The organism is Stappia stellulata DSM 5886, assembly GCF_000423705.1.
In the GTDB taxonomy this organism is placed as follows: Bacteria; Pseudomonadota; Alphaproteobacteria; order Rhizobiales; family Stappiaceae; genus Stappia; species Stappia stellulata.
In genome coordinates this window covers 626,590-642,378 of sequence record NZ_KE384083.1, presented here as the reverse complement: position 1 = coordinate 642,378, position 15,789 = coordinate 626,590, and the positions used below count along the sequence as shown (strand labels likewise).

11 protein-coding genes are annotated in these 15,789 nt (G+C 64.0%); 4 read left to right on the top strand and 7 right to left on the bottom strand.

Annotation, left to right across the window (positions count from 1 at the left end; translation table 11 throughout):
• Positions 1 to 3: 3 nt before the first annotated feature.
• From G572_RS0120055 to G572_RS0120025, 7 genes are all read right to left on the bottom strand, one after another.
• Complete coding sequence (locus G572_RS0120055; RefSeq protein WP_029059999.1) at positions 4 to 1,755, bottom strand: ABC transporter permease; 1,752 nt, start codon at positions 1,753 to 1,755, stop codon at positions 4 to 6.
• 96 nt (positions 1,756 to 1,851) lie between these two features.
• Positions 1,852 to 3,174, bottom strand: coding sequence for an ABC transporter substrate-binding protein (locus G572_RS0120050; protein ID WP_029059998.1), 1,323 nt, complete (start codon positions 3,172 to 3,174; stop codon positions 1,852 to 1,854).
• A 138-nt stretch (positions 3,175 to 3,312) separates the two neighbouring features.
• Positions 3,313 to 4,596: a sigma-54-dependent transcriptional regulator gene (locus tag G572_RS0120045; RefSeq protein ID WP_029059997.1), complete on the bottom strand. Its 1,284-nt coding sequence runs from the start codon at positions 4,594 to 4,596 to the stop codon at positions 3,313 to 3,315.
• Entirely contained in the window at positions 4,589 to 6,577 is a 1,989-nt protein-coding gene (locus G572_RS25675) for an ATP-binding protein (protein WP_029059996.1), read from the bottom strand. The genes G572_RS0120045 and G572_RS25675 overlap by 8 nt, the downstream gene beginning before the upstream one ends.
• Positions 6,574 to 7,908: an ABC transporter substrate-binding protein gene (locus G572_RS24900; protein WP_084650382.1), complete on the bottom strand. Its 1,335-nt coding sequence runs from the start codon at positions 7,906 to 7,908 to the stop codon at positions 6,574 to 6,576. Before G572_RS24900 ends, G572_RS25675 begins: the two co-directional genes overlap by 4 nt.
• 262 nt (positions 7,909 to 8,170) lie before the next feature.
• On the bottom strand, positions 8,171 to 9,679 hold the full coding sequence (locus G572_RS0120030) for an aldehyde dehydrogenase family protein (protein WP_029059995.1): 1,509 nt from the start codon (positions 9,677 to 9,679) through the stop codon (positions 8,171 to 8,173).
• Positions 9,676 to 10,788, bottom strand: coding sequence for a mandelate racemase/muconate lactonizing enzyme family protein (locus tag G572_RS0120025; RefSeq protein ID WP_029059994.1), 1,113 nt, complete (start codon positions 10,786 to 10,788; stop codon positions 9,676 to 9,678). Before G572_RS0120025 ends, G572_RS0120030 begins: the two co-directional genes overlap by 4 nt.
• Positions 10,789 to 10,926: 138 nt before the next feature.
• Here G572_RS0120025 and pdxR point away from each other — a divergent pair, with 138 nt between their 5' ends.
• The 4 genes from pdxR to G572_RS0120005 all read left to right on the top strand — a co-directional run bounded on the left by pdxR (position 10,927) and on the right by G572_RS0120005 (position 15,781).
• Positions 10,927 to 12,417 carry a MocR-like pyridoxine biosynthesis transcription factor PdxR gene (gene pdxR, locus G572_RS0120020; RefSeq protein ID WP_029059993.1) on the top strand — a complete coding sequence of 497 codons (1,491 nt, stop codon included), beginning with the start codon at positions 10,927 to 10,929 and terminating at the stop codon, positions 12,415 to 12,417.
• 116 nt (positions 12,418 to 12,533) lie between these two features.
• Entirely contained in the window at positions 12,534 to 13,610 is a 1,077-nt protein-coding gene (locus G572_RS0120015) for an extracellular solute-binding protein (protein WP_029059992.1), read from the top strand.
• Positions 13,611 to 13,796: 186 nt separating this feature from the next.
• A complete protein-coding gene (locus G572_RS0120010; protein ID WP_029059991.1) occupies positions 13,797 to 14,912 on the top strand; it encodes an ABC transporter ATP-binding protein in 1,116 nt (371 codons plus the stop codon).
• Positions 14,912 to 15,781: an ABC transporter permease gene (locus G572_RS0120005; protein WP_037547503.1), complete on the top strand. Its 870-nt coding sequence runs from the start codon at positions 14,912 to 14,914 to the stop codon at positions 15,779 to 15,781. The genes G572_RS0120010 and G572_RS0120005 overlap by 1 nt, the downstream gene beginning before the upstream one ends.
• The last annotated feature ends 8 nt before the right edge of the window (positions 15,782 to 15,789 follow it).

Sequence of the window (15,789 nt, the reverse complement as noted above, 5' to 3'; positions counted from 1 at the left end):
CCGTCAGTGGTCGCCACTTTGGGTTTTGAGTTTCTTGTCGCGCTCGACGATGATCTGCGAGAGCAGCGTTCCAAGGCCGACAATCACCACCGCGACGATGCCAAGGGCCGCACCGGCACCGCGTCCGGACGGCGTTTGCATGAACAGGTAGATGCCGTAGGCAAGCGGGGAATCCGCATCGGATGACACCAGCATGATCGTCGCCGACAGCTCGACCGCCGCGGTCGCGAAGCTGGTGACGAAGCCGGCGAGGATGCCGCCCATCATCAGCGGGATGACGATCCGGCGGATGGTGCGCGTCTTGGAGGCGCCGAGGTTTTCCGCCGCTTCTTCCAGCGCATGGCTGACCTGTTGCAGCGCCGCCATGCAGGCCCGAAGCGCATAGGGCAGGCGACGGATCATGAGGGCGATGGCGATGATCACCCACCAGCTTGCCAGCGGCTCGCCGATGAAGGGCACGTCGACGCCCTGGAACGAGCGCAGATAGCCGATGCCGAGGACGACACCGGGGACGGCGAGGGCTGCGGTTGCCAGATAGTCGAGCCCCTTGCGGCCCCAGATGCCGGTGCGCAGCACGATATAGGCGATGGCCGTGCCGATGATCACATCGCCAAGCGCCGCAAGGCCGGCATAGAGCAGCGTGTTGGTGATGTACTGCTGCGAATTCTCCCACATGGTGATGTAGTTCTGGAACGTGTAGCCGTCAGGAAGCGGCGCATAGGACCACACGGTGCCGAGCGACAGAAGCAAGAGCCCGATGTGCGGCGACAGCACCAGAAGGAGGATCAGCGAGACGGCGCCATAGGCCAGCACCTTCTCGCGCGTCTTCAGGTCGCGCCGGGCAAGTCCGCCGCCCCCCTTTTGCACGGTCGAATAGTCCTTGCCGCGCATCACCAGGAAGGAGGCCCAGAGCGACAGCACCGAGAAGGCGACCAGGATGACGGAAATCACATAGCCCATCGGATCGCTGATCCCGACGGAGGTGATGCGCAGATAGGCCTGCGGCGCCAGCATGTTGTTGACGTTGAGCAGAAGCGGTGTGCCGAGGTCGTCGAAGACCTTGATGAAGACGAGGACGGCGCCGGCGATATAGCCGGGCATCGCCAGCGGGAACACGATCCGCCGGAACAGCCGCATGCCGTGCGAGCCGAGGTTCTGCGCGGCTTCTTCCATCGAGCGGTCGATGTTGCGCAGCGACGTCGACAGGTTGATCAGGATGAAGGGGAAGTAGTGGATGCTCTGGACGAGGATCACACCGTTCAACCCGTCCATGAACGGAATTGTGAAGCCGAAATGCTCGCGCAACAGCAGGTTCACCGTGCCGTTGCGGCCGAAGATCAGCTGCATGGCGACGGCGCCGACGAAGGGCGGCATGATCAGCGGAATGAAGCCGAGGCTCTGGACCACCATTGCGCCGCCGAAATTGAAGCGGGTGGTGATATAGGCCAGCGGCAAGGCGATCAGCGTCGCGAAGACGACTGACATCGCCGAAACGTAGAAGGAATTGACGAAGCTCTCGCGAAACAGGCTCGTGGCAAAGAAATCGCCGAAATTGCGAAGGGTCAGCGCGCCGCTGCCCGGATCCTGGAACGCGACATAGATCACTTGCAGGACGGGAAAGATCAGGAAGCCGCCAAGAAAGATGGCGATGAACAGGCCAACGATGGCCGGGCCGCTGAGTTTGGGAAAGAGGGCATCTGGCAAGCGGTCGGCAAGCGACCGCCCTCCTGCCGCAGGGCGGGATGAGGATGTCATTTCGATTTCCGGCGTTTTCGGGGATGGGCGGCCCCGGATCCGCAAGGGAGCCGGTCCGGGGCCTGGGGGGATCGCGCGCGGGGCGCGAGCCCGCCGTTACATTGCGGCGGCTTTGTCCGCCAGCTGCTTGGCGAGCGCGTAATTCGCGGTCACCTGTGCGTCCCATTCCTGTTCGATCTCGGCCTGGCGACGGTCGACGCTGTCGGTGGCCTTCTTGCGCCGCTTGGTGAAGGCGCCGTTCAGGCCGGGGTCGAGGCTCTGGGCCTCGGTGATCGGGGTCTTCTCGATCAGCTTGCGGGCTTCGGCGATCAGCTCCATGGCTTCCGCGTTCGATCCGTCGGCGTGCTTGGCTTCTGCCATCTGCACCGCGCGAACGGCGGCGCGCAGATCGTCGAGCCGGTAGGTGATCATCACGTCGAAGAGCGAGCTGACCACATAGTAGCGCTGGCCGGACTTGTTCACGTCGAACTTGACCGACGCGGAGATGGCTCCCTCCTCGAAGGGATTGGGCAGGCCCTCGGGCGCGTCCGCGTAGGTTGCCGGGTTGACCGGCAGACGCATGATCGCCGGGTTGAACAGGGTCTTCTGGCCCGCAGGCGACAGCAGGAACTCGATGAAGGTCTTGGCGCCTTCCTCGTTCGGCGCATTGCTGACGACGCCGATGTTCGCCGGCACCAGCGCGGTCACCGACGGATAGGCGAAGTCGACCGGGAAGCCGGAGGCCTTCGACGAAAAGCCGAAGAAGTCGATCACGATGCCGAGGCCGAAGTTGCCGGTGTTCACGCCGTCCGGCACGCCGAAGCTGCGCTCGGTCACGGAGGCGAAGTTGCCCGCGATCCATTTCCAGTCGGCCCAGGCCTTGTCCCAGCCTTCGCCCTGGATCAGGGTTTCAACCGTCAGATGCGTGGTGCCCGAACGCGACGGCGCCGACATGCCGACATGGCCATGGTACTCGGGCTTCTGCAGATCCGACCAGTCGCGGGCCGGCTCAAGCTCGTTGGCGGCGAGATAGCGCTCGTTCCACATGATGCCGTAGCCGGACGCCGCGAAACCGTAATAGGCCCCGTCCGGGTCGTTCATCGGATAGGAGCCGATCCTGTCCGGAATGCCGTCGACCTCAATGCCGACCTTGGCGAGATGATCGCCCGACTTCAGGACCTCGAAGGCATCCGGCGCAGACGCCCAGAACAGGTCGGCGGTGTTGGAGCCGGCGATTTCCTGAATGTATTTGACGCCCGAGGAGGTGCTCTTGTTCAGCACTTCCAGATCGTATTCCGGATGTGCTTCCTCAAAGGCCTTCTCGATGACCGTCGTCATGGTGTCGGGAAACGACGTGACGATAACCACCGGATCCGCCGCGAAAGCGGAACTGGCAAGCAGAACCGTTGCGGCAACGCTGCCGCAGAAAAACGTCTTCATGGTAGTCCTCCCAAACTTGCGCGGTCTCATGTCGCGCCATGGAAGGCTACCCATGCCCCGGAAATTTAGTCAAACTATTGAATTATATGGAAAAATTTTCGCTCATTGGGTCAGTATCGACACGCGTTTTTGGGGCATTTATGACCCATCCTGGAGCAGTCCGGTCGCCTTCAGCCGCAAATAAAGGCGCTTGCGCGGGATCTTGAGCATCTCCGCAGCCTCGCCCTTGCGCCCTCCGCTCTTGAGCAGCGCCGCGCGCAAGAGCGATGCCTCGAAGTCCTGCATCGCACTGTCGTAGTCGAGACCGTCAGGCACCTGCTCGTTGGGTTTTTGAAACCGGACTTTCAGACCGATCACCAGTTTTTCCGCGACATTGCGGAGTTCGCGCAAGTTTCCGGGCCAGTGGTAGGCCTTGAAGGGTCTCAGGTCCTCGGCCGTCATGGTCGGATAGCGTCGCTCGTGGCGGGCGACGGACTCATTGATGAAATGGTCGAGCAGCAGGAAGACGTCGTTTTCCCGCTCCCTGAGCGGCGGCAGTTCGATCTCCGCCAGGTTGAGCCGGTAGTAGAGGTCGTCGCGCAGCTCACCCGCCCCATGGGCGTCCGACAGGGTGCGTGGATTGGCCCCGATCACGCGAAACGGGTTATCGCCGCCGCGGCGGTCCATGACATCAAGCAGACGCAGCTGCACCGTTTCCGTGAGCGACGCGACATTGTCGAGAAACAGGGTGCCGCCGCGCGCGCGGCGGATGGCGCCGGGACGGGCCTCCGTTTCCGCAAACATCACGTCGTCGAAGGTGGTTTCGCTCAGGCTCCCGCAATTGAGCGAGACGAAATCTCCCTCCGCACCGGACAGGTCGTGAATGCAACGCGCGGCCAGTTCCTTGCCGGTGCCCGTTTCGCCGTGCAGCAGCACATCCACGTCCAGAGGCGCAACGGAGATGATCTCGCGTCGGCAGGTGCGGATCGCGGCGGAACGGCCGAGAAATCGCGCGCCAAGGTTCGCTCCCCTGGCGACGCGCCGCCGCAACCGGGCGTTTTCGACCTGAAGCCGGCGTGTGGTAACGGCCCGGGCCACGACGGCAAGCAGGTGTTCGGGCGGGGCCGGCTTTTCGATGAAGTCGAAGGCGCCGTCCTTCACGGCCTTCACCGCCATCTGGATATCGCCGTGGGCGGTGATCAGGATGAACGGCACGTCGGGGGCCAGTTGCCGGGCTTCCTGCATGACGTCCAGGCCGGAAAGCCCGGGCATGCGGATATCGGACAGGATAACGCCCTCCCATTCCGGATCGAGCTGGCGCAGCATGTCGCGGCCGTTGGAAAAACCTTCCGCCGGGATGCGTTCGCTCGCCAGCACCTCCAGAAGTGCCTCGCGCAGATCGCCGTCGTCGTCGACGACATAGACCCGGGTTTTCTCAGTCATCGCGGTCCCCGCTGGGAAGTTGCAGGACGGCACGCGCGCCGCCCCTGTCGCCCGGCTCCAGGCGGAAGTCGCCGTTCAGGTCCCGCGCGATATTGTAGGAGATTGACAGGCCGAGACCCATGCCCCGGCCGGCCGTCTTGGTGGATACGAAAGGATCGATCGCGACTTCCGGAGCGAGGTCCCCGAGCCCGACGCCCGTATCGGAAATGGTGAGCACGAAATCCTTGCCCGAGGGCGCTCCCGTCATCTCGATCTCACCGGTTCCCCCGGCATCCTCGATGGCGTCGACCGCATTCGACAGGAGATTGACCAGCACCTGTTCGACCAGAATCGGATCGCCGATCACGGATGCGGCGCGGCAGGTGTCCTCTACCTTGAGCGTGATGCCCGGCGCGTCGATCTTGCCGCGCATCAGTGCGATCGCGTTGTCGATGGTCTCGCCAAGCGACAAGGGGACCCGCTCCTGGTCGGCGCGCCGGGCGAAGCGACGCAGATGGGCGATGATTGCCTCCATCCGTTCCGCCAGTGCGGAAATCCGACCGATCTGGCGGTCGATCTGGAAGGCATCATTCGTGTCCCGGGCGGTGTGCAGCAGATGCAGGCGGTACTTCATCGCGGCCAGCGGCTGGTTCAATTCGTGGCTGATGCCGGCCGAGAGGTTGCCGAGCGCTGCCATCTTGCCCGCCTGCACCAGTTCCGCCTGGGTGCGGTGGAGGTCTTCGATGGCCCCGTCCCGCGCCAGGATCGACGACTGGAACACGCGGACTGCCTGCGCCATGCGTCCGATCTCGTCGCCGGTCACCGGAGGCAGCGTTTCCCTCCGCTCGCCCTCGGCAATTCCCATCATTGCATCGGTCAATTGCTGCAAGGGAGCGATGATGCCCTTCTGGACGATGCCGAAGAGCGTGGCGACACCGGCGATCCCGACGAGGATCGTGGCGCCGATCAGCCAGGCCATCGTGGTGCGCAACCGTTGCGCGGCGCCATCGACGGAGGCCAGAACGCTGCGCTTCTCGCTTTCTGCGACCTCGGTCAGGTTTGCCTGCAGCGCGGTGATCCCGTCCTGCAGCGACTGGATCCGCGCGTAGACGCGCAGTTCCTGCGTGAGCCAGTCATTGCGCAGGGCGAACACGCCCTTGTCTCCTTGCGCGACGTCGCGCAAGCCCGCGACCGACTGGCGGAGGGTGAGGAACTCGGGCTTCGCCGGGATCGCATCAACGCTCTCCGTGACGCGCACGAGCATGTCGTTGGTGAGATCGGAAAAGCGTTCGAGTTGCAGCGGATCGGCCGCCACACTGCCCTGAATGATCAGGGTGACGGCGGTTGCCGCGTCGCCGCCGATCTGGGCGATGGCGTTGCGCAGGGTTCGTTCGTCGCCAATGCGGCGCACAAGATCCTCGCGGACAGAGCGCTGCTCGGCGGCGCCGATTGCGCGCATCATCGCCTCGATGTTGAAGGAATAGTCGTTGAGGATCGGGTCGACCTCATCCTGGATGTCCACGTTCAGCCAGCGCAGACGCTCGATTCCGTCGGCGAGCGCGTCGGACAGCGCGCGGCGGTTCTCGAAGAGCGCCAGCAGCGCCAGCAACTCGCGCTCGACATCGCCGGGCGTCTCGGCGATGCGGCGAACGTCCGGAGCATTGGCGGGCAGGGGATCGGTCCAGGCCGGATCCTTCAGGGCGGATGCCAGCTGGACCGACACCCGCTTGATCTCGGCGAGGAGATCCTGATCTTCCGTTTGCCGTCCCAGGATCGCGGTGGCAAGACCGGCCAGACGGGCAGAGTATTCCGCAAGTTCGCTCGACAGCGCCAGGCGCGGGACATGCGAGGCGGCCAGGTCCGAATAATCCTCCTGTACCCGGGCGAACAGCAGGATCGAGAGGGCAAGCATGAACCACAGCACCATCACCGTGATGCCGATCACGACGAACAGGCGCCGCCAGATCCCGCCCGCCCAATAGCCCCGCCGGGACAATGTCATGGGCTTGCCCCGTCCTCGACATCGCGCAAGGCGGCATCGATGGCGGCAATCTGTTGAAGAGCCGCCTTGCGCCAGGCCTCCAGCGCGGCCTTCTGGCGGTCGGTCTGCGCGGTCAAATTGGTGATGCGCAACGGCAGGTCGTTCAATTCGCTGGAGGTCGCAAGCGTTTCGGGCACAGGCAGGGTGGTGAGCATGTCATGGACAAGGGCCAGCCGGATCGACGCGCCTTGCGCCTCCAGTCGCCGGTAGCGGGCCCAAAGCGCGCGACGCTCCGGCAGGACGTCGGAAATGAAGATGTCGAACAGGCCGTTGACCGCCCAGTAGCGGTCGCGGGCAAGTTCCGCGTCATAGGCCAGCCAGGGAAGTCGCATCGCCTCCCGGATTTCCTTGGGCACATTGTCGGTGTCCGCCTCGCGGAGCGTGCGGGAGATCGGAACGCGTCCGATCTCCGGGTCGAGCAGCACGCGCTGGCCTTTGTCGGACAGCAGGTATGCGACGAAGGCGCAGGCAAGATCGCCGGCCTTGCCGCTTGCAAGGACGCCGATCTGGGCGGGGAAGATCATCACCGGCTTGCCATAGCGGAACGTCAGGTCCGGCTGTGCGCTCACCGCGAGAAAATCGATGGTGATCCCGATGTCGAAGCGGTCGCTGCGCACCCCGTCGATCACGCCGAAACTGCGCGATGTCAGTGTCGAAAGGTTTTCCGACAGGGCGAGGAAATAGCCCCAGCCCTCGTTCCAGCCGCGAACCTGCAAGAAGCGCTCGACCAGCATGTGCATGGTCCCGGAGCGCGAGGGCCGCGCCATGCCGATGCGCTCGCGATAGGCGGGAAGCAACAGGTCGTTCCAGTCGGCGGGCATGAAGAGCGAACTGTCCGCGCGCCGTGTCCAGCCGATGGAGGACAGGGCAAAGGGGCGGTATCCGCGCGCGCCCGTGGCCGGGCAGAGCGGCTTTTGCGTCCCTTCGGAGGCAAAGGCGTCATGGCTTGCAAGGATGGAGAAGGCTTCCGGCGCGCTCGCCCAGAAGATGTCGAAGTGCCGTGGATTGCCGCGCACGACCTCTTCCAGTGCCGCGCCCGTGTGCTTGTTGAGAACCAGAACATAGGTGCCCGGGTTGGCGGCCTCGAAGGCCTCCTTGTAGGGCTGGAACAGTGCCGGCGGCATGGATGTGAGAATGCGTAACTCGCTGGCGGCAATCGCCTGAGCGGAAGCCGTGGACGCGAGCGCCAGTCCGAGAGCGGCGACAAGTGCCGTGTGAACGCCCTTCTCGCATATGCGCGCCAAACGGGACGACCGTCGCGCCCGAAACGGGGACGGGATGGCTTTCGACATGTCGACCTCACCTGCTCATCGGCGGCTCCGGGACGGACGCTCACGGCCGTGCCTTGCCGTGGTCGTGCCGCGCGTGTTCCGAGTTTTCGGTCAAGCGTGCGGATTGTTCAACGGCCAAGCGCGGTGAAAACGGATCGACGTGTCAAAAACGACCCAATGCATTCGGGCGAGAGGGGAGGGACCTTCGCGCCCTGTCGGTGAGACGGCCGACAGATCCTGTGGCGAGGGCCTGCGGGCGCTCGCCACGGGGCGGGTGAACCGGTCAGGCGATGCGCGCGGCGACGCTCTTGGTCTTGCAGTAGCTCTTCAGGCCTTCGAGGCCCTTTTCGCGGCCGAAGCCGGACTTCTTGTTGCCGCCGAAGGGCACCTCGATTCCGCCGGCGAAATACTCGTTGATGAAGACTTGCCCCGCATCGATGCGCCGCGCGAGGCGGTGCGCGGTGCCCAGATCGCTGGTGTAGACACCGGCGACCAGGCCGTACTGGCTGTCGTTGGCGAGCGCCAGCGCATGATCGGGATCGTCCGCGCCCTGAACCGCAAGCACCGGTCCAAACACCTCTTCCTGCACGATTTCATCGCGGGGGCTCAGGTTCGCGACAATGGTCGGCTCATAGAACCAGCCCTTGCCGGTCTCCGGATCGCATGTTGCCTGGCCGCCGGCAACGACCTCGGCGCCCGTCTGCCGGGCCCGGGCCACGAAGCCGGCGATCTTGTCGAGCTGCTCGGCGGAATTCACCGGTCCGACGTCCGGGCCGCGGAGCCCGTGCCCGAGCGTGAGCGCCTTTGCGCGGGTGGCCAGGGCGGCGAGGAAGTCGTCCTGGATCGAGCGTTCGACGATCAAGCGGGACCCGGCCGAGCAGATCTGTCCCGCGTTTTCGTAGATCGCGCCGAGAACGCCGGAAAGGGCCTGCTCGCGGTCGCAATCCTTCAGCACCACCACCGGCGACTTGCCGCCAAGTTCGAGCACGACGCGGGTGATGTCATCGGCGGCGGCCTTCATCACCTTGCGGCCCGTGGCGACGGAGCCGGTGAAGGTGATGTGGTCGATGCCGGCGTGTTGCGTCAGCGGGGCGCCTGCGTCCGCGCCCGTTCCGGTGACGACGTTGCACACCCCGTCCGGAAGCCCGGCCTGCGACAGGAGCTCGGCGAGCATCAGGGCTGTGAAGGGGGTCTGCTCGGCCGGTTTGGCGACGATCGTACAGCCGGCGGCAAGGGCCGGTGCGAAGCCGCGCGCGGCCGTCGAGATCGGAAAGTTCCAGGGGATGATATGGGCGGTCACGCCGACCGGCTCATGGATGGAATAGGCGAGATAGTCGGGCCCGAGCGGAAAGCTAGCGCCTTCGAGCTTGTCGCAGGCGCCGGCGTAATACTCGAAGGTGCGGGCCGCACCGCGCACATCGCCGCGCGCTTCGGCAATCGGTTTGCCGCTGTCGAGCGTTTCCGCAACCGCAAGCCTTTCGAGGTTTTCAAGGATGAGCTGCGAGGCGCGCATGAGAATGCGGGCGCGCTCGACCGGGCGCGTGTCGCGCCAGACGACCTCGAAGGCATGGCGAGCGCTCGCCACCGCGTCGTCGATATCCTCGGGCGTGCCGGCTGCGAACTCCGCAAAAACCACTCCGCGACCGGGGTCGAAGCTCTCCATGCGCCGGTTGTGCGCGGGACGGACAAATCCGCCGCCGATGAAATGGCCGTCCGGCAATCCAGCAAGCGTTCCCGTGCGCAGCGCCTCTGCGACGAGATCCGTCCTGGAGGTTTCGTTGGAAGTTGTCATGATTGCGTATCCTGGGTGCTGATCTTGTAGCTCGACCGGGCAAGCCATTCGGGATTGACCTCGACGCCCCAGCCGGGGGCGTCGGTCACCGTGGCATGACCGTCGTCAATGGCGAAGGGCGAGGAGACGAACAGGCCCTCCTGCCAAGGGTAGTAGTCCTTGCCTTCGATGGAAAACTCGAGGTATTTGCCCGCGTTCGGGATCGCGCGCAGCAGATGCATGGTGAAGAGTGTCACCATCGACAGATTGGCCGCATGCGGCGTGCAGGGAATGCCGGCCGACTCCGCCATTTTTGCCACCTGCAGCGTTCGGACCAGGCCTCCGAGATAGCAGATATCAGGCTGGATCACGTCCACCACCCGCTGGTCGATCATCCGCGCCCAGTCGACAAGGGAGCAATCCTGTTCGCCGCCGGTGATATCGATGGCGAGCGCATCGGTGACCTGTTTGGTCTGATCGTAGTGCCAGTAGGGACAGGGCTCCTCGTAGTGCGAGATGCCGTTGTCTTCCAGAAAACGCCCGACCTCGATGGCCTTTTGCGGCGAGTAGCAGGAATTGGCATCGACCAGAAGCGCCGTGTCGTCGGCGAAGGCCGCACGCATCGTCGGCACGATCTCCTCGGTGCGGCCGGGCCATTCGTCCCGGTCACGGCCGCATTCGGCTCCAATGCGGAACTTGAAGGCGGTGAAGCCATGGGCATCCTGAAGGCGCTTCAGGCGTTCCGCCTCGTCCTTTGCCGTTATGTCGCGTTTCATCGAGGAACCATAGGCCCGCACGCGTCCCGGCGTTCCACCGAGGAGTTCGCAGACGGGTTTTCCTTCAAGGCGTCCGCGCAGGTCGAAAAGTGCTGTGTCGAGCCCGCCCATCGCGCGGCGGACATAGGCGCCCGGGAACTTGTGCTCGCGCTCGGGAATGATGTCCATCAGACGGGCGACGTCGAAGGCATCCTCACCCAGCGCATGGGGCGCGACCTGGCGGTGAAGCACCTCCGCGGTGATGTCGGCGAAATAGGGCGCGACCTGTCCCCAGCCTTGCGCGCCGTTCTCCGCCGTGACCCGCACGAAACAGACGAACTGCGTCGTGAACGTCTCGATTGCCGTGATTCTCATCGACGTCCAATTCCTCCTGCGCGGGCGGTTTTCCGGCCGCAGGTCAAACCATTCGCGCCAACCTATCCAGAATTGGTCTTGAATTAAGGTCCGTTTTGCGGAAATTTCCATACCAATATTGCGCTGAAGGGGAGGAACATGAAGCGCCACGCCGGAATGATGCTGTCCTCGATCCGCATCGACAAGACGTCGAACCGGCGCATTTCGGTGCAGCTTTACATGGCCTTGCGCGAATTGCTGCTGTCGGGCGGGCTTGCACCGGGCGACCGCCTGCCGGCGACGCGCACGCTGGCGCAGGAGGTCGGCGTGTCGCGCACGACGGTGATAGATGCCGTCGACCGGCTGGTCTCCGAGGGACTGCTGGAAGCGCGGGTGGGCGCGGGAACCTTCGTCAGCGATGCGCTGAAGGTGCGCGATCCCGTGGCGGCCGGAAACGGCGCGCCGGCCTCCAGGTTTGCCCGGCCGCGCCTGTCGCATTCCGCAATCCATGCCGCGCCGGAATTTGCCCCCCGCAGCCGCCTGCCGCACAAGTCGCAGGCCTTCACCACGGCGCTTCCCGCGCTCGACGCCTTTCCCATGGCGCAATGGGCGCGTCTGTCGGCCCGGCATTGGCGCGGCGAGCGTGACCACGTCACCGGTTACGGGGAGCCTTTCGGCTATCCGCGTCTGCGTGCGGCGATTGCCCGCCAGCTCAACGCCTCGCGCGGCATCACCTGCGAACCCGACCAGATCTTCATCGTCAACGGCGCGCAGCAGGGCTTTTCCCTGATCAGCGCAATGCTGGTCAACCCTGGCGAAACGGTGTGGTTCGAGAACCCGGGTGCGATCGGCGCGCGCAATGCCTTTGTCGCCAATGGCGCCAAGCTCGTTCCCATCGGCGTCGATACGGAAGGACTGTGCGTGGAGGAGGGGCTGGCGCGCGCGCCGCATTTCCGGCTTGCCTTCGTGACGCCGTCGCATCAGCAGCCGCTCGGCCATGTCATGAGCCTGGAACGCAGGCTGGCGTTGCTCCAGGCGGCCAACGACGCCGATGCGATGATCGTCGAGGACGATTACGACGGCGAGTTTTACTACGGCGACCAGCCCCCGCCGACGCTGAAGAGCATCGATACCCGCGACCGGGTGATCTACGTCGGGACCTTTTCCAAGTCGTTGTTTCCAAGCCTCAGGCTCGGGTTCGTGCTCGCACCGCGCGGACTGGTTGCCGCCTGCGAGCGCATCTGGGAGGCCTGGCTCAGCGGCGCGCCAACCGTAACCCAGGCCATCGTTGCCGATTTCATGGACGAAGGGCTGTTCGCCACGCACATCCGAACCATGCGTCAGCTCTACCGGGAGCGTCACGATGCGCTGATCGATGCGGCCGCCTCCTTGCGTGGACGTATCGACGTGCAGTCCACCGGCAGCGGATTTCATGCCGTAGGGTTCCTTTCGGATAACTTAGCGGAAGAGACCGTCGTTCGGAAGTTGCGTGCGGAAGGTGTCGTCATCTCGCCGCTGGGCCGCTATGCTCTGTCACCGCTCCCGCAGCGGGGAGTGGTTCTCGGATTTGGCAGCGTGACACCGGAGGAAATCCGAAAGGGAATTGCGGTGGTTCGCAAGATTGTTTCGCGGGAGGGTGGATTGGACTGATAAAATATCGGGAATGGATATATTTTGCAGTCCAATCGGGCCATAGACTTTTTCACGATACTGTCATGTCGCTCATGTCATTTCGATCGTGTTGACTGCGTTTAAGGGAGGAACTGATGCGCACCAAGACAACAATCGCCAGCCTGCTGGCCGCGACCATGCTGGTCGCCGCCGGCACCGCACAGGCGGAAACCCTGCGGCTCTTGACCTGGGGTTCTTATGCGCCCGAGGAACTTGTGCAGAAATTCGAGGAGGAGTACCCTGACATCGACGTCGAGGTGACCTTTTCCAACAACGAGGAGATGATCGCGAAGCTGCGCGCAACCGGAGGTGCGGGTTTCGATCTTGCCCAGCCCAGTCACGACCGGATCTATGCAGCGCAGCTGGAATACGACATCTACAAACCTCTCGACCTGTCGCAGATCGACACCGACGCGATGCAGGCTTCGCTGCTCGACGGGGTGAAGGCCAACACCACCATCGACGGCAATGTCTATGCCGTGCCGCACCAGTGGGGCACGTCCGGCCTGATGGCCGACAAGACGAAGGCTCCGGACCTCAAGGGCTGGGGCGATCTTTGCGATCCGGCATACCAGGGCAAGACCTCGATGCGCCTGCGGCGCACGATCCTGCTCGGAATGGCCTTCTCGATGGGCGAGGACCCGTTCGCGGCCTATTCCGACCTCGGCAAATATCAGGAAATCCTCGACAAGGTCGCCGACAAGCTGATCGAGTGCAAGGCGAACATCAAGGCCTACTGGAAGGGCGGCGACGACCTTTCGGCAATGATGCTCTCCGGCGAGATCGTGGCCTCCGAAACCTGGGATTCAACCGCCTACAAGCTCTTCGACCAGAACAAGAACATCGTCTTCGTTCCGCCGGAGACGGGCGCGCTTGCCTGGATCGACACCTTTGCGATTCCGCGCAAGGGCGAGGCGGACGATGCCGCCTACAAGTGGATCAACTTCGTGTTGCGCCCGGAAAACGTGACGATCATGTCCGCCAGCACCGGCGCCATCGCCTCCGTGAAGGGGGCCAAGGATCTTTTGCCGGAAGACAAGAAGGCGGCCGTGAACGCCTCCTTCACCGACGCGGATATCGACAACCTGAAGTTCTTCGCCAACATTCCTCCCGGGGTGGAGGATATGGAAGGCAAGACGCTTGAGAAGATCAAGGCGGCGACCGGCGGCTGATCGCCGCTTCGTCCCGACCGAGACCTTGCGGGGCGCACGCCCGCTCCTGTGCGTGCGCCCCGTCCTGGTTGCGACCTTCACAGGTTGAAGCCTCCGGTCCGTTTTCGGAACGAGGGGCTGTTCGATGGCGCGGGCGCACTCTCGCCTGCCGCCGTTTGTCTGCATGTTTTCCAGTTGGCGTAATTCATGACCGAAACCCCGGCCTACGATCTCGAGTGCCAAGGCATTTCCAAGTCCTTCGGGTCCGTTCGCGCGGTGAAGGATGTGTCCTTCAACATTCCGAGCGGGTCGTTCTTCTCCATTCTCGGTCCGTCCGGTTGCGGCAAGACCACCTTGATGCGCATGATCGCGGGCTTCGAGGAACCGAGCGGCGGGGACATCCGCATCAAGGGCAAGTCGGTGCTCGGCACGCCGCCCAACAGGCGCAACGTCAAGATGGTGTTCCAGCATCTGGCGCTGTTTCCGATGATGAACGTCTACGAAAACATCGCCTACGGCCTGCGGTGCCGGGGGGCGAACACCGACGAGATCAAGCGCCGCGTCCAGGATGTGCTGGAGCGCATCGCGCTGCCCGATGTCGGCGGGCGCGAGATCCATCAGCTTTCGGGCGGACAGAAACAGCGCATCGCGATTGCCCGCTGCATGGTGCTCGATCCCGATGTGCTTCTGCTCGACGAACCGCTCGGCGCGCTCGACCTGAAGCTGCGCGAGGCGATGAAGATCGAGCTGAAACTGCTGCAACACCAGTTCAACACCACCTTCATCTACATCACCCACGACCAGTCCGAGGCGCTGGTGATGTCCGATCACGTGGCGATCATGAACGACGGCAACTTCGAGCAGATCGGAACGCCGCAGGCGCTTTATCACCGGCCGAACACGGCCTTCGTCGCCGGCTTTGTCGGCGACAGCAACCGCTGGTCCGGCAAGGTCACGGCAAGTGACGGCACGGGCGGCAAGGTCGCGACCGGGCAGGGACTGACAATGAGCTTCACCGCCGGGGGGGGCTTGCGCATCGGCGAGGGCGAGGCGGTGGAAATCTTCGTGCGGCCGGAGTTCATCAACACGGTGCGCGCAGCCGATGCCGCCGCCGCGCTGGGCGACAACCACATGGACGGGGTCGTCGACAGCCTGCTGTTCAACGGCGCCAACAGCCGTGTTCTTGTGCGCAGCGGAAGTGGCGAACTGATCGAGGCCGACGTCACGCTGACCGGCGATGGCGATCTGGCCCCGGGCGAGGCGGTGCGCCTGTCGTGGTCGGCGCAGCACGCCATGTGCTTTCCGCGAAGCGGGGCCGTGTGATGGTGCAGAAAGATGTCCGCCGCCTGACGCTGATCCTGTTGTTCGCGCCCTTCGCAATGTGGATCGCGCTGCTGATCGTCGTGCCGCACATCGGCATGGTCGCGCTGTCGCTGCGCGAGAAGGTGGCGCCGCGCGTCTATGAGTACGGCCTCGGCAATTACATCGATTTCATCAACGAGCCGATCTACTGGAACACGCTTTTGCGGACCGGGACGATGTCGCTTCTGGTGACGGCGCTGGCCCTGCTGATCGGCTTTCCGATAGCCTACTACATCGCCAAGATCGCCGGGAACCGCACGCGCGGGGCGCTGTTTTTGCTGTGCCTGATCCCCTTGTGGGTGAGCGACCTGATCCGCGCCTTCGGCTGGATCCTGCTGCTGCGCGAGACCGGTGTGATTTCCACTTTCCTGCAGTGGACGGGGCTGATTTCCGGGCCGATCGAGTTCCTCTACAACGACGTGACGGTGATCATCGGGCTCGTCTACACGGTGATCCTCTTCATGATCGTGCCGCTCGTCTCGACCCTCGACGGCATGGACGACAGTCTGGTGGAGGCGGGCTACAACCTCGGCGGCAGCGGGTTCACCGTTCTGAGGCGCATCATCGTTCCCTATGCGATGCCGGGCATCGTGTCGGGCTGCATTGTGGTCTTCATGCTCACCGCCGGCTCCTATCTGACGCCGATCCTCTTGGGCGGAAAAAACTCCAGCTGGTTCACCGAGCAGATCTACGACCAGTTCATCACCCGCTTCAACTGGGAGTCGGGTGCGGCCTTCGGCTTCCTGTTGCTTGCCTTCACCTCCACGGTGATCTGGCTCGGGCTGAAGCTGAGCGGCCAGACACTCGCCAACACCGTCGCCAAGAGCTGAGGAGGAGG

Bases quoted from the DNA above. Each gene is read 5' to 3' on its own strand.
- G572_RS0120055 (WP_029059999.1), bottom strand. From the start codon at position 1,755: ATGACATCCTCATCCCGCCCTGCGGCAGGAGGGCGGTCGCTTGCCGAC.
- G572_RS0120050 (WP_029059998.1), bottom strand. From the start codon at position 3,174: ATGAAGACGTTTTTCTGCGGCAGCGTTGCCGCAACGGTTCTGCTTGCC.
- G572_RS0120045 (WP_029059997.1), bottom strand. From the start codon at position 4,596: ATGACTGAGAAAACCCGGGTCTATGTCGTCGACGACGACGGCGATCTG.
- G572_RS25675 (WP_029059996.1), bottom strand. From the start codon at position 6,577: ATGACATTGTCCCGGCGGGGCTATTGGGCGGGCGGGATCTGGCGGCGC.
- G572_RS24900 (WP_084650382.1), bottom strand. From the start codon at position 7,908: ATGTCGAAAGCCATCCCGTCCCCGTTTCGGGCGCGACGGTCGTCCCGT.
- G572_RS0120030 (WP_029059995.1), bottom strand. From the start codon at position 9,679: ATGACAACTTCCAACGAAACCTCCAGGACGGATCTCGTCGCAGAGGCG.
- G572_RS0120025 (WP_029059994.1), bottom strand. From the start codon at position 10,788: ATGAGAATCACGGCAATCGAGACGTTCACGACGCAGTTCGTCTGTTTC.
- pdxR (WP_029059993.1), top strand. From the start codon at position 10,927: ATGAAGCGCCACGCCGGAATGATGCTGTCCTCGATCCGCATCGACAAG.
- G572_RS0120015 (WP_029059992.1), top strand. From the start codon at position 12,534: ATGCGCACCAAGACAACAATCGCCAGCCTGCTGGCCGCGACCATGCTG.
- G572_RS0120010 (WP_029059991.1), top strand. From the start codon at position 13,797: ATGACCGAAACCCCGGCCTACGATCTCGAGTGCCAAGGCATTTCCAAG.
- G572_RS0120005 (WP_037547503.1), top strand. From the start codon at position 14,912: ATGGTGCAGAAAGATGTCCGCCGCCTGACGCTGATCCTGTTGTTCGCG.